The organism is Acetobacter sp. JWB (genome assembly GCF_003323795.1).
In the GTDB taxonomy this organism is placed as follows: Bacteria; Pseudomonadota; Alphaproteobacteria; order Acetobacterales; family Acetobacteraceae; genus Acetobacter; species Acetobacter oryzifermentans.
Genome location: NZ_CP030871.1, coordinates 2,378,949 through 2,404,117, shown reverse-complemented (window position 1 = coordinate 2,404,117; position 25,169 = coordinate 2,378,949). Strand labels below are relative to the sequence as shown.

General features: G+C 53.4%; 23 protein-coding genes. 6 read left to right on the top strand and 17 right to left on the bottom strand.

Annotation, left to right across the window (positions count from 1 at the left end):
• Positions 1 to 26: 26 nt before the first annotated feature.
• The 6 genes from hemW to DS739_RS11355 form a co-directional block, all read right to left on the bottom strand.
• Entirely contained in the window at positions 27 to 1,181 is a 1,155-nt protein-coding gene (gene hemW / locus DS739_RS11380) for a radical SAM family heme chaperone HemW (protein WP_006115819.1), read from the bottom strand.
• A gap of 4 nt (positions 1,182 to 1,185) precedes the next feature.
• The gene (locus DS739_RS11375) at positions 1,186 to 3,168 is read right to left on the bottom strand and encodes a potassium transporter Kup (protein ID WP_006115820.1); all 1,983 of its coding nucleotides are present in this window, start codon (positions 3,166 to 3,168) and stop codon (positions 1,186 to 1,188) included.
• A 113-nt stretch (positions 3,169 to 3,281) separates the two neighbouring features.
• Positions 3,282 to 3,980, bottom strand: a complete 699-nt coding sequence (locus DS739_RS11370; RefSeq protein WP_006115821.1) for a YggS family pyridoxal phosphate-dependent enzyme — start codon at positions 3,978 to 3,980, stop codon at positions 3,282 to 3,284.
• Between the two features lie 145 nt (positions 3,981 to 4,125).
• Positions 4,126 to 5,157: an NAD(P)H-quinone oxidoreductase gene (locus DS739_RS11365; protein WP_006115823.1), complete on the bottom strand. Its 1,032-nt coding sequence runs from the start codon at positions 5,155 to 5,157 to the stop codon at positions 4,126 to 4,128.
• A 122-nt stretch (positions 5,158 to 5,279) separates the two neighbouring features.
• Positions 5,280 to 7,046, bottom strand: a complete 1,767-nt coding sequence (locus DS739_RS11360; RefSeq protein ID WP_035353661.1) for a chloride channel protein — start codon at positions 7,044 to 7,046, stop codon at positions 5,280 to 5,282.
• 84 nt (positions 7,047 to 7,130) lie between these two features.
• Entirely contained in the window at positions 7,131 to 8,153 is a 1,023-nt protein-coding gene (locus DS739_RS11355) for an ABC transporter substrate-binding protein (protein ID WP_050793111.1), read from the bottom strand.
• Between the two features lie 97 nt (positions 8,154 to 8,250).
• On the opposite strand from DS739_RS11355, the gene DS739_RS11350 reads away from it, so the two are divergent.
• Positions 8,251 to 8,463 (top strand): hypothetical protein, encoded by a 213-nt coding sequence (locus tag DS739_RS11350; RefSeq protein WP_170315295.1) that lies wholly within the window; start codon positions 8,251 to 8,253, stop codon positions 8,461 to 8,463.
• 21 nt (positions 8,464 to 8,484) lie between these two features.
• Here the strand turns inward: DS739_RS11350 and DS739_RS11345 are convergent, their stop codons facing one another.
• The 8 genes from DS739_RS11345 to tkt form a co-directional block, all read right to left on the bottom strand.
• Positions 8,485 to 8,712, bottom strand: a complete 228-nt coding sequence (locus DS739_RS11345; RefSeq protein ID WP_006115827.1) for a hypothetical protein — start codon at positions 8,710 to 8,712, stop codon at positions 8,485 to 8,487.
• An 18-nt stretch (positions 8,713 to 8,730) separates the two neighbouring features.
• Positions 8,731 to 9,315: a gluconokinase gene (locus tag DS739_RS11340; protein ID WP_006115828.1), complete on the bottom strand. Its 585-nt coding sequence runs from the start codon at positions 9,313 to 9,315 to the stop codon at positions 8,731 to 8,733.
• Between the two features lie 10 nt (positions 9,316 to 9,325).
• Positions 9,326 to 10,039 carry a ribose-5-phosphate isomerase RpiA gene (gene rpiA / locus DS739_RS11335; RefSeq protein WP_006115829.1) on the bottom strand — a complete coding sequence of 238 codons (714 nt, stop codon included), beginning with the start codon at positions 10,037 to 10,039 and terminating at the stop codon, positions 9,326 to 9,328.
• A gap of 16 nt (positions 10,040 to 10,055) precedes the next feature.
• A complete protein-coding gene (gene pgl / locus DS739_RS11330) occupies positions 10,056 to 10,802 on the bottom strand; it encodes a 6-phosphogluconolactonase (RefSeq protein WP_006115830.1) in 747 nt (248 codons plus the stop codon).
• Positions 10,799 to 11,686 (bottom strand): HAD family hydrolase, encoded by an 888-nt coding sequence (locus DS739_RS11325; protein WP_035353666.1) that lies wholly within the window; start codon positions 11,684 to 11,686, stop codon positions 10,799 to 10,801. Before DS739_RS11325 ends, pgl begins: the two co-directional genes overlap by 4 nt.
• Positions 11,687 to 11,722: 36 nt before the next feature.
• Positions 11,723 to 12,721, bottom strand: coding sequence for a phosphogluconate dehydrogenase (NAD(+)-dependent, decarboxylating) (gnd, locus tag DS739_RS11320; RefSeq protein ID WP_006115832.1), 999 nt, complete (start codon positions 12,719 to 12,721; stop codon positions 11,723 to 11,725).
• A 21-nt stretch (positions 12,722 to 12,742) separates the two neighbouring features.
• Positions 12,743 to 15,598, bottom strand: a complete 2,856-nt coding sequence (locus DS739_RS11315; RefSeq protein WP_006115833.1) for a bifunctional transaldolase/phosoglucose isomerase — start codon at positions 15,596 to 15,598, stop codon at positions 12,743 to 12,745.
• Between the two features lie 84 nt (positions 15,599 to 15,682).
• Positions 15,683 to 17,785 (bottom strand): transketolase, encoded by a 2,103-nt coding sequence (gene tkt, locus DS739_RS11310; RefSeq protein WP_006115834.1) that lies wholly within the window; start codon positions 17,783 to 17,785, stop codon positions 15,683 to 15,685.
• A gap of 338 nt (positions 17,786 to 18,123) precedes the next feature.
• Between tkt and DS739_RS11305 the strand changes: the two genes are divergently transcribed.
• The 4 genes from DS739_RS11305 (at position 18,124) to DS739_RS11290 (ending at position 21,541) form a co-directional block, all read left to right on the top strand.
• Positions 18,124 to 18,696, top strand: a complete 573-nt coding sequence (locus DS739_RS11305; RefSeq protein WP_006115835.1) for an ankyrin repeat domain-containing protein — start codon at positions 18,124 to 18,126, stop codon at positions 18,694 to 18,696.
• Between the two features lie 101 nt (positions 18,697 to 18,797).
• Positions 18,798 to 19,868 carry a histidinol-phosphate transaminase gene (hisC, locus tag DS739_RS11300; protein WP_035353672.1) on the top strand — a complete coding sequence of 357 codons (1,071 nt, stop codon included), beginning with the start codon at positions 18,798 to 18,800 and terminating at the stop codon, positions 19,866 to 19,868.
• Positions 19,869 to 20,045: 177 nt separating this feature from the next.
• Positions 20,046 to 20,333 (top strand): hypothetical protein, encoded by a 288-nt coding sequence (locus tag DS739_RS11295; protein ID WP_006115837.1) that lies wholly within the window; start codon positions 20,046 to 20,048, stop codon positions 20,331 to 20,333.
• A 146-nt stretch (positions 20,334 to 20,479) separates the two neighbouring features.
• A complete protein-coding gene (locus tag DS739_RS11290) occupies positions 20,480 to 21,541 on the top strand; it encodes a transporter (protein WP_035353675.1) in 1,062 nt (353 codons plus the stop codon).
• Positions 21,542 to 21,545: 4 nt separating this feature from the next.
• On the opposite strand, the gene DS739_RS11285 is transcribed toward DS739_RS11290, so the two are convergent.
• The 3 genes from DS739_RS11285 to DS739_RS11275 are packed head-to-tail and all read right to left on the bottom strand — an operon-like array spanning position 21,546 to position 23,614.
• The gene (locus tag DS739_RS11285) at positions 21,546 to 21,896 is read right to left on the bottom strand and encodes a YnfA family protein (RefSeq protein WP_081461423.1); all 351 of its coding nucleotides are present in this window, start codon (positions 21,894 to 21,896) and stop codon (positions 21,546 to 21,548) included.
• Positions 21,897 to 22,754 (bottom strand): ABC transporter ATP-binding protein, encoded by an 858-nt coding sequence (locus DS739_RS11280; RefSeq protein ID WP_006115841.1) that lies wholly within the window; start codon positions 22,752 to 22,754, stop codon positions 21,897 to 21,899. It lies immediately after the preceding gene.
• Positions 22,751 to 23,614 (bottom strand): ABC transporter permease, encoded by an 864-nt coding sequence (locus tag DS739_RS11275; RefSeq protein WP_006115842.1) that lies wholly within the window; start codon positions 23,612 to 23,614, stop codon positions 22,751 to 22,753. The genes DS739_RS11280 and DS739_RS11275 overlap by 4 nt, the downstream gene beginning before the upstream one ends.
• Positions 23,615 to 23,803: 189 nt before the next feature.
• On the opposite strand from DS739_RS11275, the gene DS739_RS11270 reads away from it, so the two are divergent.
• Positions 23,804 to 25,165, top strand: a complete 1,362-nt coding sequence (locus DS739_RS11270) for a transglycosylase SLT domain-containing protein (protein ID WP_006115843.1) — start codon at positions 23,804 to 23,806, stop codon at positions 25,163 to 25,165.
• The last annotated feature ends 4 nt before the right edge of the window (positions 25,166 to 25,169 follow it).

Sequence of the window (25,169 nt, the reverse complement as noted above, 5' to 3'; positions counted from 1 at the left end):
CACTTACATCAGACAAGGCTCTATTTTTAAAGCACCAGCGCATGCAGCAGGGCTTCCAGCCGTAATCGGCCTTCTTCTGTGGCGTGTAAATGGGTGGGGGTTTGCACAAGGTAACCTTCTTCCACCGCAGCCGCCAGAATAACCGGGTCTAGGGTTTCAGACAGGTGTAGGCCTGTGCGTGCCTCAAAATGTTTGAGCGCAACGCCTTCCTGTAAACGCAGGCCCATTAAGAGCATTTCTCGTGCACGTTCCTGCGGTACAAGTGGTTCCTGAGATGTCTGGCCAGAACCTGTGCGTTCCACCAGTTCGGCCCATGGTTCAGGCGCACGGTGCCTGCGCGTAGCATACAGTTGGCCATCCAGTGTAATGCGCCCATGCGCGCCGGGGCCAAGGCCCAGATAATCACCGTAATGCCAGTAGGTCAGATTATGGCGGCTTTCACTACCCGGTTTGGCGTAGTTGGAAACTTCGTAAGCATTCAGCCCATGCGCATGGGTGATGGCTGTTGTTGTTTCATAAAGTTCAGCGGCTGTTTCTTCATCAGGCAGGCTGAAGCTGCCCTGCCGATAAAGAGCTTCAAATTTGGTGCCGGGTTCAATGGTCAACTGATAGAGCGAGACATGGTCTGCTACCAGTTGCAGCGCTGTCTCCAGCTCAGTTTTCCATGCGGCCACACTCTGGTTGGGGCGGGCGTAAATCAGGTCAAACGTAATGCGGGGGAACAATGAGCGGGCAAGTTCCAGTGCAGCCAGTGCTTGCGTAGCGGAATGCTGACGGCCCAGAAAATGCAATGCCTTATCATTAAGGGCCTGAATGCCGAGGGAGACACGGTTTATCCCGGACTGCCTAAAATCTTTCAGCCTTTCAGCTTCTACGCTGGTCGGGTTGGCTTCCAGCGTAATTTCAAGGTTGGGGGCTGCATCAAACAGAGATGTGGCATCATCTATCAAACTTGCGACTGTTTGTGGGGCCATAAGTGAAGGCGTGCCGCCGCCAAAAAAGATGGATGTCAGACGGCGGCGGCCCAAACGGTTTGCCTCGTGTGCAAGTTCTGTACGGAGCGCCTGGGCAAAGCGCGCCTGTGGAATTTCTGCCCGCACGTGTGAGTTAAAGTCACAGTACGGGCACTTGGCCAAACAGAATGGCCAATGAATATAAAGGGCGAGTGCGTCCTGTTCCACAGTATTAGATAGCCACTTTCACGCCTAGTTCCACAACACGATCCGGCGGAATACGGAAGAATTCCATGCTGGAGGTAGAGTTGCGGAGCATGAACAGGAAGATAGACATCCTCCAGCGTGACATACGTGGCACAGAAGACCGGGTAATCAGCTCGCGGGATGTGAAATAGGATGCCTGAAGGGCATCAAAATCCACACCGTTCGCTTTCAGTTCTTCCAGTGCGCGGGGAATGTTGGGCATTTCCATAAACCCGTAGCGCAGCACAATGCGGTAGATATCTGGGGCCAGTTCCTCCACAGCTACGCGGTGGCCGCGTTCTGCCTCTGGCTGATCAAGGTTCTGCACGGTTACGAAGAGCACGTGGTCATGCAAAATCTTGTTATGCCGCAGATTATGCAGCAGACACGGGGGCACAAAGTCTGGTGTACTGGTCATAAACACAGCCATGCCGGGCACGCGAATAATGCGGGACTGCGGAAGGCGCGCGATAAAGGACCCCATGGGCAGGCTATCCTGCCGCTGGCGCGCAATAATAAGGCTGCGACCCTTTTTCCATGTGGTCATCATCAGCGTTAACACACAGCCAAGTAACACAGGCACCCAACCGCCATCAGGAATTTTAAGGGCGTTGGCAGCAAAGAAGGTGCTGTCCAGCAGCAGGAAGCCACCAAACACAGCGCCTACTTTCCATGCTGGCCAGTCAAAATGGCGCCGGAAAACGACAATGGCCAGAACAGAGGTGCAGATAAATGTACCCGTAACCGCAATACCATAGGCGGACGCCAAGGCATCAGAACTGCGGAAGGCCACCACCAGCAGCACAGCGCCCACAGCCAGAAAGCGGTTGAAGTCTGGCAGATAAATCTGGCCTTCTTCTTCCGCATTGGTGTGGGTAATGCGCAGGCGGGGCATATAGCCAAGCTGGATCAACTGGCGGCAGATGGAAAAGCCGCCGGAAATGCCAGCCTGACTGGCAATAACGGTTGCAAAAGTAGAAAGCACCACCATTGGCCCCTGCATCCAGTGTGGGCATAGCAGGAAGAAGGGGTTTGCCAGAGCTTTGGGGTCAGCAATAACCAGAGCAGCCTGACCGAAATAGTTGAGCACTAGCATGGGCAGCACAAAAAAGAGCCATGCATAACGGATGGGTGCACGGCCAAAATGGCCCATATCGGCATACAGAGCCTCAGCCCCGGTTACGCACAACACAACAGAACCGAGGGCAAGGAAGGAAAGCTTGCCGTGGTAGAAGATGAACTCCAGCGCATAGGTAGGTGAAAGCGCCGTGAGAATAGCTGGGTGATGTAGAATTTCGATCAGCCCCAGCGCACCTAGTGTGCCAAACCACAGCAGCATGATTGGCCCAAATATGGTGCCAACTTTGCCTGTGCCAATCCACTGTACGCTAAACAGGCTGATAATCACCAATATGGCTACGGGTATCACAAAGTCATGCGCGGCGGGCACGCTTACTTCCACGCCTTCAATGGCGGAAAGCACGGAAATGGCAGGGGTAATAATACCATCACCAAAAAACAGACAGGCGCCTACAATACCAACTAACCCTAATATCCATCGGGTTTTCTGGTTAACCACCACACGTTGGGCAAGGGACATAATAGCAAGGATACCGCCCTCACCATTATGGTCAGCCCGCATGATCAGGATGACGTATTTGACCGTGACAATCAGGATCAGTGTCCAGAAAATCAGGCTGGCAACGCCCAGAATTTCCCACGGAGCAACCTGATGGTGGCCTGAAATAACTTCTACAGTAGAGCGGAAGGCGTAAAGTGGGCTGGTGCCGATATCACCATACACAACGCCCAACACACCCAGCAGAGCGGCAAAGCCAACAGGGGCGGCAGCGTGCTGCGGTTGGTCGGCGTCAAATTCCGTAATGCGCCGAGGTTCCGGCGCTGAAGCCACATGCGGCTGATCTCCTGTAGGAGGAGAACCAGCCGGTTTGTTGGCGGGGTCAGTCATGGTGTTTCTGGCTCCACGTCAGTCTTACAGGGGCACGTTGCCCCGTTCGCCCTGCATAAAGGGCGCAGATAGGTGGAAGCAAGGCATACTGGCTTCCACCCAGAAAATGAAAATCAAGGAGAAGGTGGCCGCGGCCCGAAAATTGCGGTGCCAACACGCACAAGAGTTGCCCCTTCGGCAATGGCTTGTGGGTAATCGGCAGACATCCCCATGGAAATAACAGGGAGCCCATGTTCCTGCGCCATGCTGCGCAGAAGCCTAAAATGCGGCACAGGGTCTTGCATGGCGGGAGGAATGCACATCAGCCCTTGCAACTTTGCCCCAAACTGCTGGCGACAGGTGCGGATAAAGCTATCTGCTTTTTCACGCGGGACACCAAATTTCTGGGGCTCATCGCCTGTGTTGACCTCAATGAGCAGCTCAGGCAGGAGACCTTCTTTATCTGCTGCTTTGGCTAGAGCTTCTGCCAGTTCCGGCCGATCCAAGCTTTCTATAACATCGGCAATGCGTACTGCATCACGCGCTTTGTTTGTTTGCAGGCCACCAATCAAATGCAGCCGAAGGTCAGGGTAAGTTGCCCGCAGGGTGGGAAACTTGCTGGCAGCTTCTTGCACACGGTTTTCTCCAAACACACGCTGGCCTGCGGCAAGGGCTTCCTGCACGCTGGAAAGCGGATGAAATTTGGAAACGGCAACCAGCGTGACAGAGGCGGGATTCCGGCCTGCTGTGTGTGCTGCTGCGTCAATATTCTGGCGAACGGCAGTAAGCCGGTCCGCTAGAACAGATGAGGGAAGGGTGGATGGTGTTTCCATGAGGCGTCAAAATTCTTGAAGATGCGCACTTGGTCAAGTGCCGCAAACGCCGCATACCTATGTTGGGAGAGGAAGATAACCTTTTCAGGCGCCTAGAAGGTCTTGGCTTAAAGCGCCTGAGGGGTACCCTAGTATAAAACCAAATTTATACTGCAAGAGAATCGACTGTTAGGATAATTTTACCCAAATGGTGTCCATCTTCCATTGCCTGATGCGCCGCAGCAGCTTGTGCCAATGGAAAAGTTTGATGGATAAAAGGGCGTATTGTGCGGTTTGTCAGCAAAGGCCAGACTTTTTCTTTCAGGTCTTGTGCAATGCGGGCTTTGCTGGCGCTATCGCGCGGGCGCAATGTGCTGCCTGTTACAATAAGCCGGTGTGTCATAATCCGCACCAGATTGGCCTGTTCGGCCTTTGCGCCACCTTGCAGTGCGATAATGATCAGCTTTCCATCAAAGGCGAGGCTTTTGAGATTTCGCTCAAAATAAGGGCCACCCACCATATCAAGAATAACGTTTACGCCCTCGCCTTTGGTGAGCTCAGCAATGCGTTCGGCAAAATCTTCCGTCTTGTAGTTAATGGCCTGTGCACCCAGTTGTTCGCACAGAGCGCATTTTTCATCCGTTCCGGCTGTTGCAAAGGGCGTGCCGCCAAAAGCCTTAACAAGCTGTATAGCCGTTGTGCCAATGCCGCTGCTACCACCATGAATCAATACCCGTGCATCTTTGGGCAGCATGGTGGGCATAAAAAGGTTGGACCACACGGTAAAAAAAGTTTCCGGTAGGGCGGCGGCTTCTATGGCATTAAAGCCTTCTGGCCAAGGTAAACATTGCCCGGCAGGTACAAGGCAATATTCTGCATAGCCGCCCCCATTTGCCAACGCGCATACGCGGCTCCCTATGGCAGGCATTGTGACACCATCTTGTGGCAGGCCGTGTGCGACAACTTCCCCGGCTATTTCCAACCCTAATCTTGGACAGGCTCCGGGCGGAGGTGGATAAAGCCCTTTGCGCTGCATAATATCAGGTCGGTTTACGCCAGCAGCCATCACGCGCACCAGCACTTCGCCTCGGCCTGGTTGCGGAACCTGAATGGTTTCCAGGTGCAGGACATCGGGTGCGCCTGCCTGCGTAAAGCAGATGGCTTTCATGGTGGAAGGCAGAAGGGTGGGAGTAGGCATAGAGAATTCCGCCGTCTGTAGTGGTTAACCAAAAGCATTTAACGTGGCTGCATACCGTATGGATAACGTATGCAACTTCACGTCCACGCTATAATTAACAGTTTTCTCTGGTTTGTGATGTGCTAGCGCCGGTGTTTTTCTCCGGCGAGTTCTCGGCGGGTGCGTTCCAGTTCTTCTGCATAGCGGCGCAAAACATAGCGTTCACTCAGTATGCCAAGCACATTGTGGTCTGTGTCTGTCACAGCCAAGGCAGGCAAGCCTGTGCGTTCAAATGCAGCTAAAGCGCGGGAGAGATTGTCTTCCGGAGCCAGAACCATGCTGTTCGGTGGCAGAAGGTTTTGTACGGGATGGTCGGAAGGCGTTATCATGGATTGGATTTGCGTATATTCCACCAACCCCATGCAGTGGTGCTGCTTATCCAGCACAACGATGTAACGAGGTGCACGGCCCGTAAATGCCGTGCGTGCTTGGGCTACAGACGTTTCAGCGGGTAGGGTATCAACCTGCGTGCGCATCATTTGCCCTACAGTCAGTGTACGCATCCAGCCTACATCCACACCAGAACGAATGTTTTCCCCACGGAGGTGAAAGCGCCAGGTGGTGAAGGAATAGCCAAAAATACGCCGTGTGGTGAGTGAGGATGTAATGGCAGCCAGTGCCACTGCTGCCGTCATGTTGGCGCTGTGCGTTGTTTCCAGTGCCAACAGAATCATGGTGAAGGGCCCCCCAATAATGGTTGTTGCCAGTGCGCACATACCGGCAACGGTGCAAAGTGTAATGGGCAGAGGCAGAAGAGGTGCTGTAAGCCCCGTAAAGGCTGCACCTGTTAGAACCCCCAAATAGAGAGATGCAAAAAAGAGCCCACCACGAAATCCACTTCCAATAGAGATAGTAGAGGCCAAGGCCTTAAGCAGGAGCAGCCCTATGGCCAGCCACAATGCCGGAGGCATCATCAACCCCTCCCGCATGGCCATATGCCCAGAAGACAGCACAGATGGGGAAACGAGGGCCAGTAACCCAACCAGTAACCCCCCTACTGCTGGGCGCAGCCAAAGAGCAGGCAGAATACGACGGAAAAGGGATTCCGTAAGCGTTACGCTTTTCATCAGCCCAACGCCGATAAAGGCTGTGGCAGTGCCAAGCAGTATGAGAAACGGATATGCCAGTGAAGGAATGGTTTGTGGCAGCGTAAGAGAAAGTTCTGGCAGATTGGCTCCTGCAAGATGAACAACAGCCAAAGCACAGAGAGATGCACAGGCCACAGGTGCCAGTAGGGGAAAGGCATAGGAACCAATAACCAGTTCAAATGCGTAAAAAGCTCCTGCCAGTGGGGCATCAAACGCAGCACCAATAGCGCCTGCCGCACCACACCCTACCAACAGGCGTATATCCGCACGGTGCATGCTGAGGTTGCGCCCAATGCGAGAGCCAAACGCGGCTCCAATTTGGCTGAAACCGGCTTCTAGCCCAATAGAAGCACCGCAACCGTTTGAAAGAACAGTTTGCCCTGCAACAATCAGGCTGTCTTTTAGGTTCATGCGGCCACCATGCAGGGCATTGGCTTCTATAGGGTCTACAGGCCGATGGCGCTGGCGGGTAAGGGCAAGGTTCCATAATCCCAGCAACAATCCCCCGCAGGTGGGAACCAGCAGGGCATGCAGGGGTGTAATATGTTGAAGGCCAGAAAGCCGAGAATGACCGGGAGCCAGAATCTGGTGAACCAGAAAGGTTGCTTTGGTCATAAGGCTGACCGCACCGCCAGCCAGCAGACCAATAAGAACTGCCAGAGCAACAAGCCACAGAGAATCCGTGCGCACCAAGGCACGTAAGGTTAGCAAAAGGCGTGCAGGTGTTTTGTGAGTGCGCAGGTGGTCTAGCAGTCCTGTCATGAATCGGACATAACAGGACGGCTGACCAACGTCCAACACATCACATAAGTGTCATGCACTTTTATGAAATATGATGCATGCTGGTTATGGAGCAGGTGGTTTTCCAGCCAGAATAAGGTCAGCTTCCTGATCCGTTAAAGGATAATGGAAGAACTTACGGTAAAAGGCCTGTGTGGCCTTGTGCATATTCGTATCTGCAAAAAGATCTGGGTGCAGTTTTTGCGCAACCCATTGAAGTTGAAGTAGCTCCTCCGCGCCGTATCTGTCCCATGCAAATACGCCTCGTGGGTTTATCCATGCCCGCCCGTTTTTGAAAGCAGCCAGAGACCTTAGAGGGGAGGCCGCGTCCGGCATACCTGCGGAGGCTCCGATAATAATGACATCCGGATTCCACACAGCAATTTGTTCAAAGGAAACAGGGCGATGGTTGCCGCTGACCGTCGCAGCATTGTGCCCGCCAGCAGTTTGTATCCAGGCATCTATCAGTGTGTCTGTACCATCAATCTGCAATGGGTTCAGGCGCGCAATATGCAAAACGCGAGGGCGTTCTGCGGCGGGCAGATTGGCCAACCGGGTGCTTAATTGCTTAAGCGTTGCTTCCATGTCCTCTTTGTAAGACTGAGCAACCCGAGTGGCTTCCGGTGTGTCCAGCGCTTGGGCTGTCATATCCATAGATTTCAGCATCTGTGGCAGAGTTATATATTCTGCGCACAAAGTGGGCACGCCCATTCTGCGTAGTTCTTCTGCCTTTGCAGATGTTGGCACAAAAGCCAGACCGATATTGAGGGCCAGCAAATTTTCTGCGCTGGCGGTATCAGGCCGCACGCCCGTATGGGCGTTTTTCATGATAGGCGCCACCTTGAACAGCCACGGGCTATCTACCGGATTTTCGGCAGAAACCCGGATACGGTCTGCGGCCCCCAGCATGACGGAAATTTCATTATGGGCAAACCAGAGGTCTGCAATGGCTGGGTGGTCGTCCTTGATCTCAACGGTATGGCCACTCATATCCGTAACGCTGCGTGCTATGGCGGAGGAAGCAACAAAAGAGCCCAATCCCGCAATCAGCAGGGAGGAACAACAAAGGCGTGTCAGCAATGAAGGCATGGAGCGTATCCTGTTTTTATATACGATAGGATACAGATAGATGCGCCACAAGCACCATGTTAGTGCGGATATGGTGAACTCTTGGAGGAAAATTATCGTGCGTAAGCACAAGGTTATGCTGGGGGACAAGCTGCTTTATCAGGCATCTCAACTTTCACATGCGCAACGCTTTGCAAAAGCACGGCAGGCTGAAGGTGTACCGTGTCACGTTGTGCCAGATGAAACGCCCAAGCGCCCCCGTAAGGTTAGAATAAATAGTCTAACCGGCAAACCCTACCGTAAGGTGACATCGGAAAAAGCAGGGCGGTAGCGGCCTAGCTTCATGCAAAAATTAGACAAGCACTGAACGATTGTTGCGCCATGCTTCTTCCAATGCATCTGCTGGATCAGCATAAGGTGCGCTCCAGCTTCCTTCTTTATCCGGGGCATGCGTAAGGGCACGCCATGTGGCCTCACCAGTCTGACGCTCCAACGCAATGTGCCAACCCGGTGGAATACGTGCCAGCAGGCGTTCCATTTTTTGCCCGGATGTAAGGGGTTTGGCGTAATTGTGTCCCACTAGCTTCTCCCGTAGCGTTTACATGTTTAAGGGAAGAGTTCTCAAGCGTGTCAGAATTTCTGCGATAATTTCTGCTGGTTCTGGGAGCACGGAAAAAGTAAGCGCTTTCTCATCCGCTTGTGGCGGTTCCAGCGTTTCCAACTGGCTAGGCAATAAAGAGGCAGGCATAAAGTGGTCGGCCCGGGTTTTTAACCTTTGTGCCAGCACAGATGTATCTGCGCTTAAATAGATAAATATAGGCTGTACGCCATCTTGCTGAAGTCGATCACGATAAACGCGGCGGAGGGCGGAACAGGCAAGGATACCGCCTGTTCCGGCTTTTTGTTTTTCTGCCAACCAGGCATGGCAACGGGCCAACCAGCCTTGGCGGTCTTCATCTGTCAGTGGAACGCCGTGGGCCATTTTTTCAATGCTGGAGGCAGAATGCAGGCTATCTGCATCCAGCCAGGGCCATCCTAATTCATTATGCAACCCTTCAGCCACAGTGCTTTTGCCAGACCCGCATACACCCATAATAACCAGTAGGTGTCGGGTAATACCCCGTGCTGCTGGTTGGGCAGGGAGTGTGCTGTCTGTGGGGTGGGCAGAAGCATTCTGTGGCATGGGTGATGTTTTAATCCTGCTGTGGGGTGAGGATGCGTATGCCTTCTGGCCCAGCAGTAATGGTTTGGCGCGCCATATGCAGGAACAACCCGTGTTCAACCACACCAACAATTTCCAGAATGGAGCGGCCCAGCTTTTCAGGTTCCATCATGGGGCCAAACACGCAATCCATGATCAGGTTCTTCTCATCTGTCAGATAGAAAGAGGCATCACGGTTACGGCGTGGTGTAACATGTGCGCCCAGTGCCCCCAGTTGGCGTGCAACATTTTCCCAGCCAAAAGGAATAACTTCTACTGGCAGAGGGCATTTTGCCCCCAGATGGTCTACATATTTGGTGGCATCGGCCACCACCACAAACTGCTTGGCGGCAGAGGCCACTATTTTTTCCCATAACAGAGCGCCACCCAAACCTTTGATGAGGTTGAGGGTGCGTGGTTCAATTTCATCCGCCCCGTCTATGGCGATATCAAGTTCTGGCTGTTCTCCAAAAGTGGTGAGGGGGATACCTTCTTCTCTGGCCTGTTTTTCTGTGACACTGGATGTAGGAATGGCGCGGATACGCAGCCCTTCTTCCCGCACACGGCGGCCAAGTTCAGCAACAACAAATTTGGCGGTAGAACCCGTGCCAAGGCCAACGGCCATGCCATCTTGCACAAGAGATGCAGCTTTAATGGCAGCCTGCTGTTTGAAGGCTGCAGCGGGATCGGGCGGTGTTGCGGTCATGCCTGTTTGTATCCTGTTAGTTCTGCGGTGCGGGAGCGGCGGGCTGATCTAAAAACCAGATCAGATTTCCTGCACTGGTAATGGCGCTGGCGGGGCAGGCAGGATCCTGCGCTCTTACGCGGGTAACAGCTTCTTTCTTGTCTGCCCCTTCTACCAGAAAAATAACGTGTCGGCTGGCATGAATAGCCGGGTATGTCAGTGTCAGTCGCGTGTGGGGGGCAACAGGCGGCACGCAAGGGGCAACCCACGCGGTGCGTTCCTGTAACACCGGCTGACCAGGGAAAAGCGAGGCCGTGTGCCCATCCGTGCCTAAGCCCAGTAGGTTTACGTCAAAAAGGGGTTTGCCTGCCTGAAGGGCATCTCCGTGATAGATCTGTTTCAGGGTGGCTTCATAGTCCTTGGCAGCTTGCTCCGCAGTACCTTTATCCGGCATGGGAAAGATGTTTTCTGCGGGCACAGGCACGCGGGAAAACAGCAGGCGGCGCATCATGCCATAATTGCTATCTGCATGATCGTGCGGCACAAACCTGTCATCTCCCAGAAAAAACTGCATGCGCTGCCACGGAAAGCGGCTGACATAGGGTTCTTCTGTCATCAAGCGGTAGAGATGTTGCGGCGTGCTGCCTCCACTTAGCGCAATGCGGAAGGGAGCTTCCGGGCGCTGGAGCGTCTGCTTAACAAGCCAGTCAGCCAGATCATGCATCAGGCTGTCTCGTGTTGCAGAAATGTGCAGGGCACCGGTGGCGGTATTCTGTTCTGTCACGATACTGTCTTTCCTGCCGTGTCTGAAAGAGGAGCCACGCGGGGCAATACAAACTGTTCTATAGCCTTGGCCCAGCCATCTTCTGAATTCGGGGCCGTTACAAAATGGGCTGTTTCCGCCACTTCGGGTTTTGACTGCCCCATCGCAATAGAAAGCCCACCGATGGAGAGCATGGGCACGTCGTTGTTCATATCCCCAATGCAGGCCACTTCTTCTATGGGTACGTTGTACAAATTGGCCAATTGGCGCAGGGCGTAGCCCTTGTTGGCATCTTTGGGGGTGATATCTAAAAAGCATTGGCAGGAGCGGGCTACACTGGCGCGGCCTTCTAGCAACTGCCCGATTTCCAGCTCCTGACGCATCAAGGCTTCATAATCGGCAGAAGATCCAGTCACTTTGCCAACATCCTGCTGGTAATCATCAAACGATGGCACCGCTGTAGGGGTCATGCGCACGGCTTTTGCTTCGGGTTCTACATATGCGCCGGTTGCATTAGTTACCAACCACTCATGCCCACGGAACAGCCAGGCATCAATGTCATGCACCTTCAGCATATCCAAGGTTTCCTGAACAGCTTCGGGGTCTAGTGAGAGGCGAGAGCGGATTGTGCGGTCTGCATTAAAAATGGTGCCACCATTCAGCGCGCCATAAGGCGTGTGCAGGCCCAGCACATCAAAATACATTTCCATCCCACCCGGAGGGCGGCTGCTAACAAGACAAACAGGCACACCGGCCTGCTGAAGAGCCTGGATAGCGGCAATACTATGCCGGGTAACCTGTTTTTCCGGCGTAAGCAGCGTGCCATCCATGTCAGACACAACAAGGCGGATGCGGGAAGCAGGCGGACGGCCCGGGTTGAGTCCGTTCTGTCCGTTATCTGTCATACTTCCCGACTCCTGCACTGCGTTTGAAATGTTATGTTAGTTCTTGTTTTCTACGTGGCCACCAAAGCCAAAACGCATGGCAGATAGCACTTTTTCTGCAAATGTATTGCCACTGCGTGAACGGAAGCGCGTGAACAGTGCGGCTGTCATAACCGGCACGGGCACAGATTCTTCAATAGCGGCTTCGATTGTCCAGCGGCCTTCACCCGAATCACTCACTTCACCGCTGAATTCAGAAAGTTCACCATTTTTGGCCAGAGCCTGAGCCGTAAGGTCTAGCAACCAAGAAGATACCACGCTGCCACGGCGCCAGACTTCGGCAATATCTGCCATGTTGAGAGAGAAACGTTCATCTGCTGCCAGAAGTGGTGAGTCCTTGCGGTACATCACGTCAAAGCCTTCGGCAAAGGCTTGCATCATGCCGTATTCAATACCGTTATGAACCATTTTAACAAAATGGCCTGATCCGGCAGGGCCGCAGTAAAGGTAGCCTTGTTCCGCACGGGGGTCGAGGTCTGCGTGATCACGACCTGGCGTGCGTGGGATATCTCCAATGCCCGGTGCCAGAGAGGCCAGAATAGGATCAATATGATCGGCGGCTTCACGCGGGCCGCCATACATCATGCAGTAGCCACGGTCTAAGCCCCACACACCGCCAGATGTGCCGACATCAATGTAATCAATGCCCTTCTCAGCCAGCATTTTGGCGCGGCGGATATCATCTTTGTAATAGGTGTTGCCACCATCAATAACGATATCGCCTTTTTGCATCAGGCCAGCCAAAGCCATTACGGTTTCTTCCGTAATGGTGCCAGCCGGAAGCATGGACCACACAATTCTTTTGGGTCCGTTCAGTTTTTCCACCACATCGGCAAGGTTGCTGGCGGCAACAGCACGACCGGCTTCTGCGCGGGCAACGGTTTTTTCCACCATTGCGGTATCGCGGTCATAAACAACAACGTCGTGCCCGTGCCGTGTCAGGCGGACGGCAATGTTGCCGCCCATTCTGCCCAGTCCAACAATGCCAATCTGCATAATGTTCTCCTGTCTGATATTTTACAGGGCGTCATGCAGGGCGGAAGCAAGCGCTGCAAGGCCTTCTTTTAGATTTCCTTTAATATGCACGCGCAGGGCACGGCGTTTGCGTTCGGCTAGCACGTCAAAATCTCCACGTGCCTGAGCGGCTTTGACAACACCAAAGGAATAACCTGTGCCCGGCACGGGGAGGTCTCGCGCATCATCCGCAGTAATTTGAAGGAAAACACCCGTGTTGGGTCCACCTTTGTAAGCCTGACCGGTGGAGTGTAGAAAGCGTGGGCCAAATTCTGCTGCCGTGGCAATGGTTTTGGCATCTCGCACATGCAAGCGCACATGCTGGATCCATTCCAGTGTTTCACGGTTGCGTTCGATGTAAGCCAGAAGCCCCACGTAATCTCCGGCTTTTACGCGGTCAAAGTGTGCTTTCAGGATAGCTGTTGCTGTATCTCCCTTAAGGGCGTTCGCATTTGCTTGATCTGCAAAAAATACCAGCGGGCCGTGCTGTGCAAAAGGTTCTTCTGCGGGCAGTTTGCCGGTTTTTTCGTACGCTTCCATCAGCTTGCGTGTTTCAATCTTGGTGGATTCAACATCTGGCTGATCAAACGGATCAATGTTCAGGAAAGCACCTGCAACAGCGGTTGCAATCTCCCAACGGAAGAACTCCTGCGCGATCTGGCGTCTGTTATGGAAGTTGATGGTGATGACAGGCTGCCCGGCATCAATCAGGGTTGAAATGGCTTCGTCCTGCTCATGCCGATGTTCGGTGGCGAGGCGCAGATAAACAAACAGCCTGTCTGTGCCGTAGCGCTTGGGCCCACCCAGTGTTTCATCGTCAATGGGGATGATGCCCTTGCCATGTTTGCCGGTGGATTCAGCAATAAGCTGTTCCATCCACGCGCCAAAATCCATGATTTGTGGCGTGGCGATAATCGTCAGCTTATCGCGGCCAAACTGTGTGGCGGCAACGCCCATAATGGTGCCAAGCAAAACGCCGGGGTTGGACACGGGTGGCACGCTGCCATCGCACATGCGTACACCCCGCAGTGCATCTTCAAGGAACAAGCGTAGAGGTACACCGGCTGCCGCAGCAGGCACCATGCCAAAATTAGAAAGAACAGAGTAACGACCACCAATCTGTGGGTCACCGGCAAAAATCTTCCAGAATCCCTCGGCCTTGGCAAAGGCTTCCAGCTTAGAGCCCGGGTCTGTAATGGCTACAAAATGTGACCCCGCTTTTTCTTTCAGTGCCCGTTTGGCCAGATCCTGAAAATAGGCCAGCATGATATTGGGCTCCAGCGTGCTGCCGGATTTGGAGGCCACAATAAACAGCGTGTGGTGCGGATCTATCTTCTTTTCAAAAGCGGCAACCTGCTGCGGGTCCGTGCTGTCCAGCACGTAAAGGTGGCCAAAGCCTTCGTGCTTGCCAAAGGTCATGGCCAGCACTTCTGGCCCAAGGCTGGACCCCCCCATGCCCATCAGCAGAACCTGATGGAAACCGCGGGCCTTCACTTCAGCCTGAAAAGCTTCCAGATCCGCAATATGGTGCAGGCGGTCGTCTACCGTATTCAGCCAGTTTAGCCATTTGGCTTCTGGCCCATTGGTCCATACCGCGGCATCTTTGGCCCAGATGTGGCGGATAGAGCCAGATTTGCGCCAGGCGGTGAGGCCTTTGTTAACTGCTTCCTGAAAATCGGCTGGCAGGCTTGTTTTCAGGGTGGTGAGTTTATCGCCCAAAAGGGTGGCCTGTTTGGCAGCAACAGAGCCCAGTAGCCCATCAAAGGCATCTGCAAAGGATAGCACGCCTTCATCTACAAGGGTTTTGGTAATTCCTTCCAGATCCAGACTAAGGCGCTGGGTATCTTCCATCACCTGTCGGGCATCGGCGATATCTGTGCCAAGTGTTTCAGCCACAGTGCCGTGGTCACGGAAGGCATCCATAGTCGCAGGCGGCAGAGTGTTAACGGTTTGCGGGCCGATCAGGCTATCAACATACAGCACATCGCTATAGGCTTTATCTTTGGTGCCGGTAGAGGCCCACAGAAGGCGCTGAGTTTGCGCACCTGCATCTTCCAGCGCTTTCCAGCGCGGCGTTTGCATAATTTCCTGCCAGTAAACATAGGCCATCTTGGCATTCGCAATGGCAACTTTGCCGCGTAGAGCTTTCAGGGCTGCGGCATCTTTATCCCCAGCAGCAACGCGCCGATCAATTTCTGCATCAATCTTGCTGTCAATCCGGCTGACAAAGAAGGAGGCAACGGAGGCAACGTGGGAGAGATCTCCGCCCTTGGCTTTCCGGTCTTCCAGACCACTTAACCACGCATCAACAACATCTTTGTAAGCATTCAGAGAGAAAATAAGCGTGACGTTAACGTTAATGCCCGCGGCAATGCTGGCCCGGATAGCCGGAATGCTTTCAGGCGTTGCGGGAATTTTGACCATCAGGTTGGGCTCAGCCACATCCGCCCACAAGCGGGCGGCTTCATGCGTTGTGCCTGCCAGATCTCGTGCCAGATACGGAGAAACCTCTAGGCTTACAAAGCCATCCTTGCCACGAGCCTGCTCATACACCGGGGCCAGAACACGGGCGGCTGCCTTAATGTCTGTAACGGCCAGTTTTTCGTAGAGCACTCCGGGGGAAACAATTTCATGCGCCAGAATGTCACGCATCTGGGCATCATATTCCGTGCCTTCTCCCATCGCTTTTTGGAAGATGGCAGGATTGGAGGTGACACCACGAATGTCATCATCCTGCACAAGGCGCGCCAGTGAACCATCCTCCACAAAGGAGCGACGGATGAAGTCCAGCCAGGGGGACTGATGGGCTTTTGCGAGTGCCCGTAATGGATTGGCGCTTGGCGTGGCGGAGGATGTCATTGGTGGTTATCCTTTCTCCATCCTGCCCGATTAAAAACCGGGCAGGCCGATGTAATATAACGCGCGGTGAAATATCTGGTTTGTTCAGCCTGCCTGCCGTTTGGCTGCTGCCAATACGGCTTCTGGCGTAAAACCAAATTTTTCAAGCAGTTTGCCCGCTGGAGCTGAGGCACCAAAGCCGCGCATGGCAATGATTTCACCCGTTGGCCCAGCATAGCGATCCCACCCGATGGGTGAGCCTGCTTCTATAACCACACGTCCTGTTACAGCGGCGGGTAGCACGCTCTCACGGTAAGATTGTGGCTGGGCTTCAAAAAGTTCCCAACTGGGCATGGAAACAACGCGGGCCGGAATACCTTCTGCGCTCAGGGCTTCATACGCGCCGACAGCCAAAGAAACTTCGCTGCCCGATGCAATTAGGATAACCTTTGGTGTCTGCTCACTGCTTGCAAGAACGTACGCACCTTTGCTGAGGCCAGAAGCCGGTGCATAGCGGGTGCGATCAAGCGTGGGTAGGTTCTGGCGGCTCAGGGCAAGGGCGCTGGGGCCGGTGCGGTGCTGGATCAGAAAACGCCATGCTTCTGCCACTTCGTTAGCATCAGCTGGGCGCAGCGTTATCAGGCCCGGCGTAGCGCGCAATTGCACAAGCTGTTCGATAGGCTGATGTGTTGGGCCATCTTCACCCACACCAATGGAGTCATGGGTGAAGATATAGGTAACAGGCACGCCCATAATAGAGGAAAGGCGGATAGGGGCCTTCATGTAATCCGAGAAAATCAGAAAGCCAGCCGCATAAGGGCGCAGGCCATACAGGGCCATACCATTTGCAATGGCCCCCATGGCATGTTCTCGCACCCCAAAGTGGAAATTGCGCCCAGCATAGCTTCCGCCCCATTGTGCGGGCTGAAAGCTTTTTTCGCCTTTTAGTAGCGTTTTGGTGGAAGGCGCCAGATCGGCAGAACCACCCAGCAGCCAAGGCAACCGGCCTGCTACAGCGTTTAACACCGCGCCAGAGCTGGAGCGGGAGGCCTCACCTTTGGTGCTGGCTTCGTACACTGGAATATCTGCATCCCAGCCTTCTGGTAGCGTGCCATTGAAAATGGCATCTAGCTCTGCGGCCAGGGCTGGGTGTGAGGAATGGTAATTGGCAAACAGTTTGTTCCATGCGGCGCTGGCAGCGGCCCCACGGGCACCCAAGCCATCCTGCATATGTTGTAGCGCTACTTCTGGCACAAAGAAGCTGCTATCTTCTGGCCAGTCGAAAAACTTTTTGGTTTCACGCACTTCCTCTGCGCCCAAAGGTTCCCCATGAGCGGAGGCCATACCAGCTTTATTGGGCGCACCCCATGCGATAACCGAATGTGCGATAATAATGCTTGGGCGGCTGGTTTCAGCCTTGGCTTTGGCAATTAGTTGGGTGAAAGCTGCGGTATCGTTTGCATCCTTCAGTTCCAGAACCTGCCAGCCATAGGCCGCAAAGCGTTCTGCCACATTTTCTGTAAACGCAATGTTGGTACCGCCTTCAATAGAAATACGGTTGGAATCGTAAATCCAGATCAGGTTGCCAAGCTGGAGATGACCAGCGAGGGAAGCCGCTTCACTGCTTACGCCTTCCATCATGTCACCATCACCACACAGGGTGTAAATATGGTGGTTAAACAGGTCAAAACCCGGTTTATTGAAGCGTGCGGCCAGCCACTTTTCTGCTATGGCCATGCCAACAGAGTTTCCACAGCCAGCGCCTAGCGGCCCGGTTGTGGTTTCCACGCCGGTTGTATGTCCGTGTTCCGGGTGGCCCGGTGTTTTGGAGCCAAGCTGGCGGAACTGCTCTAAATCAGCCGTTGTAAGAGCAGGAGCATTGGTGATCTTGCCGTTTGTAACCTGCCGGATGCCAGATAGATGGATCATGGAGTACAGCAGGGCAGAGGCATGCCCGATGGACAGTACAAACCGATCCCGATTAGGCCACAGCGGGTTGGTTGGATCATAGTTTAAAAGGTTTTGCCATAGAGTATAGGTCAGCGGTGCCATGGACATGGCCGCTCCCGGATGGCCAGAATTGGCCTTCTGCACAGTGTCCATGACAAGTGCGCGAATGGTGTTGATGCACAGCGTATCAAGGCTGGATGCGCCACTGCCCTGCGTTTGTGCAGGTGCGCGAACAGGGGTGGGAAGAGAAACGCGCATGCAGACCTATCCTCCAGACTGGGCCGTAATTACGAATTATGGCCGGAAAGTTATGAGCACCCTAAGCGGTGTGCCTTATAAGAGTTCCGCACAATTCCACGGTTAGGCGTTTTTCGGCAAGAGATGATGACGTGCAGGCAGCTTTTTATGTTGAACAGGTCTGCTGTCATAACTCTGTGATTTTGGGCCTGAAATGCTCTTTTTGCCAAGGTAGGGAGCAGGCGTGCCACTTGTGCGTTTGTGGTATGGACAAAGGGGCTGATATGGTTCTTTTTCTAAATAACGCGGCAGCGTAAGATAACCGTTGTTGCAAAACCATTCTTTTCCGGAGGTCAGTCATGACAGAAGTTTCTTCCCGGACTCCGTCCGAGCAGGGAACAGCCACCCCGGCAACCGGTGGTAGCGCACAGGGCTTTACGCGTGAGCAGATTGAAGCACTTTTTCTAAACGCTGCGCGGGAAGGGGATGCAGATATGCTGGCCCGCTTTTTGCAGGCCGGTATGGATCCGAATCTGCGGGCTGAAAAAGGATATACACCGCTTATTCTGGCTTCTTACAATGGGCATAAGGATGCCGTAAGCGTACTTTTAGCGCATGGTGCAAAGCCTGATTTGCGGGATGAAAAAGGAGCCACGGCGCTGGCAGGTGTGGCGTTTAAAGGCGATATGCCTATTGCTAACATGTTGCTGAAAGCTGGGGCTGCGGTGGATATTCCCAATGCTGTTGGGCGCACGCCACTGATCTTTGCCGTGATGTTTGGGCGGGATGATATGGCTCTGCTGTTGCTGAAAGCTGGGGCCAACCCGACATTGCGTGATGGCGAAGGCTTAAACGCTATTGATCTGGCCCACCGGCAAGGCAAACCCGTTCTTGAAGAAGCACTGAAAGCAGTGGCTGCCAGCCTTTCCTGAATAAAGGGATTGGCAGATTATTTTGGTTTTACACCTTCAGATAAGAAGGGATAAGGCGGCCTGAATATCAGGCTGCTTTTGTTTTTTTGGATATAGGTAGCATGAGTCGTTTCTGGAGCCCGCTTGTTCATAAGCTGACACCGTATGTTCCCGGTGAGCAGCCCAAAATGACCGATCTGATCAAGTTGAATACCAACGAATCGCCTTATGGCCCGTCTCCGCGCGTGTTGGAGGCCATTCAGGCAGCGGATAATGATACGTTGCGCCTGTATCCAGATCCTGAAGCTTTGGCTTTGCGCACAGCTTTAGGTGCTCGTGTTGGGTTGGGGCCGGAATATGTGTTTGTTGGCAATGGTTCGGACGAGGTTCTGGCACATGCTTTTCAGGCATTCTTTGCGCATGGCGCACCGTTGTTGTTTCCAGATGTAACCTACAGCTTTTATCATGTGTATTGCGGCCTTTATTCCCTACCTTTCCGTACGGTTCCACTTACGGATGATATGCAGGTAAATATTGCAGATTATGCAGGCCCATGCAGTGGTGTGGTGGTTGCCAACCCCAACGCACCAACGGGAATTGCCCTTAGTCTGGCGGAGGTGCGTAAACTTCTGGAGCTTCAGCCAGACCGTGTTGTGCTGATTGATGAAGCCTATGTGGATTTTGGCGCTGAAAGTGCTGTTTCCTTAATCAAGGAATACCCCAACCTCTTGGTGGTACAGACTTTTTCTAAATCCCGCGCACTTGCTGGCTTGCGGGTTGGTTTTGCGTTTGGGCAGCCTGAACTTATTGAAGGGCTGGTGCGGATTAAGGATAGTTTTAATTCCTACCCTCTGGATCGTCTGGCGCAGGTGGGTGCAACGGCTGCGGTGGAAGATGAGGCATGGTTTGCTTCCAGCGTGCAGAAGGTGATTGCCAGCAGAACGGCGTTGGCAAATGGGCTGCAAAAACTCGGCTTTGATGTCTTGCCGTCCAAAGCCAATTTTGTTTACACTCGACATCCGAGCCGGAACGCAGCAGAACTGGCCACCCAACTCAGAGAGCGTGCCATTATTGTTAGGCACTTAAGGGGTGAGCGCACCGCTGCGTGGTTGCGCATTACGGTCGGCACAGATCAGCAGTGTGAAAGCTTGCTTTCAACGCTGCGGGATATTCTGTGCAGCAATTCGCTATAATCAGACCTTAAAAGTCTGCTTTCTTTGCGCGTATAGGGGGCTTGCCTGCCGTTTTTTTGCGGTGGGTGACCGGCTATGTGCGTTTGGCGCAGGTTTCAATAGGTCACTTCTGCACTGTGCAGGCAGCGCGGCCATAATGCTGGCCGCGCCTTCTTTTGTTGTAATGAGGTTCAGCTCATGCGTGCTTATCGTGGCCAGATGTCTGACAACCAGCCTATTCGTCGTTCTCTGCCAGAAAAACAGAAGCAGCTGCGCGATCTGAAGGAAACGCTGGGGGCAATGAAGGCTCATACCTCTCCGGCGCTTAAGGAAAGCATACGTAAGCGTATTGCTCAGCTAGAAGCCGAGCTGACAGCGGCACCTGTTCTTAAAGCTGCACGCAAGCAGCAAGATGGTGCGCGCTCTGCTCGCCCTGCAGGGGATGGTGCTGGCCGTCGTTCCGGCAGTTTGCGGGTGCGATCATAAGTTTAAGTGTTGGCAAAAGGTGGTTTGCCTGCCTTTTGCCAATGTTTGGCCCATGCTATGCAACCTGACTGGCGCTGGCGCCAAAAACAGGTTTTATTACGCAGCCCGCTTAGGGATATGCCCGTAAGAAAGCAGGGAGACCAGTGATGCCCAACCTACCATCAGCCGGAGCCCTGCCTGATCTTCTTTCTGAAGGCGGTACCCTGCTGCGTGATGGCTTGGTGTGGGCCATTTTCTGCCGTCCGGGTAAGGAGCCGGTGGAACTGGGGCGGGATGTTGTAACGCAACGCCTAACAACTGGTAGCTTCCCCCCAGAACTCATGAAAGAGGATGGGTGGGCTTGGTTCCATTTTGATATTGTCCATACTCTTTCTCGCGCGCAGATTGAAAGTATACCTTCGTTACCAGAAGAGGTGCGTCAGGTTCTGACCAATTTGGAGCGCAGCACGCGGCTGGAAAGTGAGGGCGATATTGTTTTTGGTGCCCTGCCAGCGTTTGATGACACATCCACTGATGATGAAAGAAATGTTAGCACGTGGCGGTTTGCTCTGGAACCAGACCTGCTGCTCACCACGCGTAGGCACCCTATTCCTGCATTAGGCGTAGTGTATCACGAGTTACAGCGTGGGCTTGTTCCCCGTTCTCCTGCCAAGGTGGTAGATCGGGCGTTGCTGGAATTTGCAGATACATTGCGGCGTGATTTCGCACGGTTGGATGATCAGTTGGATCGTGCAGAAGATGTGCTGCTGATGCTGGATCGAGATACAGATCTGGGCCGCATGAGTGGCCTGCTGGGTGTTGCCCGGCGCCGCTCTACAGAATTGCGACGTGTTCTGGCACCGGTAGATCGTATTTTTCGTGATGAGGAACTGGAACTGCCTGAATGGGCTGAGGATGATTTGCGAGATCGCTCCCAACGGCAGGTTCATGCAGCGCTGGATGACCTTTTGGCCTTGCAGGACAGGGCGCGCTCTTTGCAGGATGAACTCACATCTAATCAGGCGGAAGAAACCAACCGTCGGCTGTATATCGTTTCTGTTGGCACAACATTGATGCTGCCAGCCACGTTTGTAACCGGGTTTTTCGGCATGAACACTGGCGGTATGTTTTTGTCCGGCGGTGCGTGGGATACGGTTATTGCCGGTATTCTGTGCTTTGGTATCATGCTTGGCACATGGTTTGTGCTGAAGCTGACAAAACTGCTTTAAGCTTTTATCCGTGCCGTGGGGCTAACAGAATAACGCCAGCACCCAGTAAGCAGATTAACGCGCCGGTCATTTCCCATTTATCCGGTGTCCGGCCTTCTACACAGCGCATCCATATAAGTGATGCCGTAATATAAACACCACCATAAGCAGCATAGGCCCGGCTTGCGCTTTCTTCATCTATACGCGTGAGCAGAAAGGCAAATATGCAGAGGCTGATCAGTCCGGGGACAGTCAGCCAACCTGAGCGACCTTCCTTTATCCAGAGCCAGACGGCAAAGCAGCCTGCAATTTCGGCAAAACCGGCAAGAAGATAGATACCGAAAGAACGCAGCAGAAAAACAAGTGCATTCATGATTCAGGAATGGTCTTTCTGGGTGCTTTGTTCAGACTCTGCACGGTATGCGTCCATGACAGATTTTACCGAGCCATCCATCCGTATCTGCCCATGTTCCATCCAGATAAGCCGGGTGCACCATTTTTCCAGCACACCCAGCGCATGTGAAGTAATGACCAGAATATCCGTAGAATCCACTACAGAGGCCAAGCGCTTTTCTGCGCGTTCCTGAAAGTGGAAATCTCCAGCCATAAACCATTCATCCATCAGCAGGATTTGTGGGGTAATGGAAGTTGCAAGGCCAAAACCCAGCCGAATGGTCATGCCAGTGGAATAAAGCCTTACGGGTAAATCCAAAAAGTCATCTAGCTGAGCAAAAGCTTCTACGTCTTTTTCAAGTTGGCTGATCTGTGCGGAATGAAAGCCTTTCTGGTGGCCAAACAGGCTGATGTTTTCTCGCCCCGTTAACTGTGGGTTCATGCCAGAAAGCAGATCCAGCAACGGGGCCACTTTGCCATGAATATGCACGTTTGGCGCTTCCGGCATGTAGATGCCCGCCATAACACGCAGCAGAGTGGATTTACCTGCACCGTTATGCCCAATAAGCCCCACGCGTTCCCCAGCCTTGATACTGAGAGAAACATCTCGGAGTGCTTCTACGTAAACTGTGCCTGTTTCACCTTGCCCAAGGGTAACAGCACCCCCAGTTTGAAGCCCGCGCGCACTGGCCAGCAGAGACTTACCACGCTTAAGGAGCATTTTTTTAAGTGAACGCGCCCCTCCATGGAAAATAGGAAAGCTAAGCGAAAGATCTTTAATGCTGATGGAGGCTGCTTCAGTGGTGGTTTTTGCTCTCGCAAGCGTAGAAGAATCTGTCATATCCAGAACGCCAGTCTGCTACGGGAGCGGGAGAAGGTGAATAACGCCAGAATCCATAAAGTGAGGCTGAAACCTCCGGCAATCATCCATAATGTGAGTTCCGGAGCCTGCCCCAGAAACGGGCGGCGGACAATTTCTAGCAGTGCATAAAATGGATTGAAATACAGCCAGAATGTTGTGTTTCCGAGCTGTTTGGGCTCCCAAATAACAGGGGTAATGTAAAACATAATCTGGAGAATACTGCCCACAATAGGCGGAATATCTCTAAAACGGGCGCAAGCACTGCCCAATAACAGGCAGAGTGCTACGTTGTTGGCTAACCACACTGCAATGGCCGGTATGGCTAAAAGCATGGTAAGGCCCGGCCATACGCCCAACACCAAAAATACCACAATAGGCACAATGATGTTGTAACCAAACATAATTCCACACCGAACCATGGTGCGGAACGCCTGCACGGAATACGGCATGTTAACCGAACGCAGGGTTTCTGCCGCCCGCGTAAAGGTAGAACAGCTTTCTTGAATAAGAGAGGAAAGCCCCGCCTGCCATAGAATAAGCGAAATTGCCAGGTATGGGAGGTAATCGTGCAGAACCAGATGGAAGAGCTGAGAATAGATCAGCCCCATGGAGCCAACCATGACACCGGTAGTAAGTGTAAGCCAGAAGGGGCCAATGCGTGATCCGTTGAATTGCAGCCGGATATCTAGCCAGCCCAACGAAAGGGCCAGTCGCCACAGGCGTAGCCCGCCCGCAATATCATTGCAGGCAGAAACAAGGCGGGAGCGCGAAGGTTGGCTAGGGTGTGTGGGTAACCCAGATCCAGAAAACTGCGCGGAAGAACCAGATGTGGCCGTCATGCTTTATGGCCTATCCGATCAATTCGGTCTCTGCAACAGGCAGTATAATGGGCAAAGAACAACAGCAGCGATTTCTTGCATGAGAAACCTCCGAGGTATAAATACCAGCATGAGTTTTATGCCAGATCGTCAGGAAAGCTTCCCGACAAGCCGGTGCCTTGCCTTCCATGAATGGGATGACCAGACAGCATGACATCCAAACAGGTCAGCCAGCATAAGCGGTGTTCTGTGGCATGGCGAGGCAAAAGATTGGCCCGCGCTACTAAAGGTTCAGTTATTCTGGGGCTTTTGGCGTTACTTTCTGCCTGTGCAAATCAGCCCAGTGGGGATGATATTACCATGCCTGTGGCGGAAGAAGCCGCACGGTATCGGGCGCATGCGCGTTCCTATTACGCACCACCTGGCACAGCGCAAGATCCTTGGGGGCCGTATATTCAGGAAGCATCAAAGCGGTTTGATGTGCCGGATGCATGGATACGCGCGGTTATTCAGCAAGAATCGGGCGGCAGGCTTTTTCATAATGGGCAGCTTGTCACATCCGGGCCGGGGGCTATGGGGCTGATGCAGCTCATGCCTCCCACATATGATGAAATGCGCCAAGCCTATAGCTTGGGTGATGATGCGTTTGACCCGCATGATAATATTATGGCGGGCACGGGTTATATTCGCCAGTTATATGATGTGTATGGTTCTCCAGGTTTTTTGGCGGCTTACAATGCAGGCCCCGGAAGGCTTGAAGATTTTCTGACGCGCAACCGTACGCTCCCGCGTGAAACCCGGAATTATGTAGCCTCTATCGGGCGCAGGATTGTCGGGATTTCTCCGACCAATCGCTCTCAGGCAGATTTGTTGGTTGCCAGCCATGATAGCATGGCCCAGTCCTACCAGCCTATTCAATCTGTAGGGGAAGTGAACTCCGTTAAATCTGCTTGGGCGCAGCGGAGCGGCAATAGTGGTGCACAACCGGTGCAACTGGCTGAAGTGGTGGGGAATGATGGAGATGCCGCAACCACATCCTATACACCAGAATGGCAGCCTGTTGCCCGTAAAGGCCGCATTAGCGGGCTGACAGAAAGCCCGGCAGATGTGCGTGCAGCTTGGGCGCAGCGGTTAGGATCTTCCGAAACAGCGGCCTCAACTGCGCCAGTGCAGGTGGCAGATGCGTCTGATCCTATTCCTAACCCGCCAGAACAACCTACAGCACCTTCCCGCCTTGTGTTGGGGAGCACGTCTCAACGGCGCATACAGATGTTTTCTACTGCACACGCAGAACCTGCGCCATTACTGACACATCGTACACGTGGCGATGAGTCCAAAACATGGGCTATTCAGGTGGGTGCGTTTGGCACGCAATCCATGGCGCAAAGTGCAACCGGGCAAGCGCGCAACCGGGCAGCCCTTTCTGGCGCACGTGCGCAAATAGCGAGTGTTCAGGCCAAAACGGGCAAATTGTATCGAGCTAGGCTGACCAATCTTTCGCACGAAGAAGCATTGGATGCTTGCCGCAAGCTAAGTGGCTGCGTGGTGATTTCCCCCGGTTCGCGTTCCTGATTTT

Bases quoted from the DNA above. Each gene is read 5' to 3' on its own strand.
- DS739_RS11375 (WP_006115820.1), bottom strand. From the start codon at position 3,168: ATGACTGACCCCGCCAACAAACCGGCTGGTTCTCCTCCTACAGGAGAT.
- DS739_RS11370 (WP_006115821.1), bottom strand. From the start codon at position 3,980: ATGGAAACACCATCCACCCTTCCCTCATCTGTTCTAGCGGACCGGCTT.
- DS739_RS11365 (WP_006115823.1), bottom strand. From the start codon at position 5,157: ATGCCTACTCCCACCCTTCTGCCTTCCACCATGAAAGCCATCTGCTTT.
- DS739_RS11360 (WP_035353661.1), bottom strand. From the start codon at position 7,046: ATGACAGGACTGCTAGACCACCTGCGCACTCACAAAACACCTGCACGC.
- DS739_RS11355 (WP_050793111.1), bottom strand. From the start codon at position 8,153: ATGCCTTCATTGCTGACACGCCTTTGTTGTTCCTCCCTGCTGATTGCG.
- DS739_RS11340 (WP_006115828.1), bottom strand. From the start codon at position 9,315: ATGCCACAGAATGCTTCTGCCCACCCCACAGACAGCACACTCCCTGCC.
- rpiA (WP_006115829.1), bottom strand. From the start codon at position 10,039: ATGACCGCAACACCGCCCGATCCCGCTGCAGCCTTCAAACAGCAGGCT.
- DS739_RS11325 (WP_035353666.1), bottom strand. From the start codon at position 11,686: ATGACAGATAACGGACAGAACGGACTCAACCCGGGCCGTCCGCCTGCT.
- gnd (WP_006115832.1), bottom strand. From the start codon at position 12,721: ATGCAGATTGGCATTGTTGGACTGGGCAGAATGGGCGGCAACATTGCC.
- DS739_RS11315 (WP_006115833.1), bottom strand. From the start codon at position 15,598: ATGACATCCTCCGCCACGCCAAGCGCCAATCCATTACGGGCACTCGCA.
- tkt (WP_006115834.1), bottom strand. From the start codon at position 17,785: ATGCGCGTTTCTCTTCCCACCCCTGTTCGCGCACCTGCACAAACGCAG.
- DS739_RS11305 (WP_006115835.1), top strand. From the start codon at position 18,124: ATGACAGAAGTTTCTTCCCGGACTCCGTCCGAGCAGGGAACAGCCACC.
- hisC (WP_035353672.1), top strand. From the start codon at position 18,798: ATGAGTCGTTTCTGGAGCCCGCTTGTTCATAAGCTGACACCGTATGTT.
- DS739_RS11295 (WP_006115837.1), top strand. From the start codon at position 20,046: ATGCGTGCTTATCGTGGCCAGATGTCTGACAACCAGCCTATTCGTCGT.
- DS739_RS11290 (WP_035353675.1), top strand. From the start codon at position 20,480: ATGCCCAACCTACCATCAGCCGGAGCCCTGCCTGATCTTCTTTCTGAA.
- DS739_RS11280 (WP_006115841.1), bottom strand. From the start codon at position 22,754: ATGACAGATTCTTCTACGCTTGCGAGAGCAAAAACCACCACTGAAGCA.
- DS739_RS11275 (WP_006115842.1), bottom strand. From the start codon at position 23,614: ATGACGGCCACATCTGGTTCTTCCGCGCAGTTTTCTGGATCTGGGTTA.
- DS739_RS11270 (WP_006115843.1), top strand. From the start codon at position 23,804: ATGACATCCAAACAGGTCAGCCAGCATAAGCGGTGTTCTGTGGCATGG.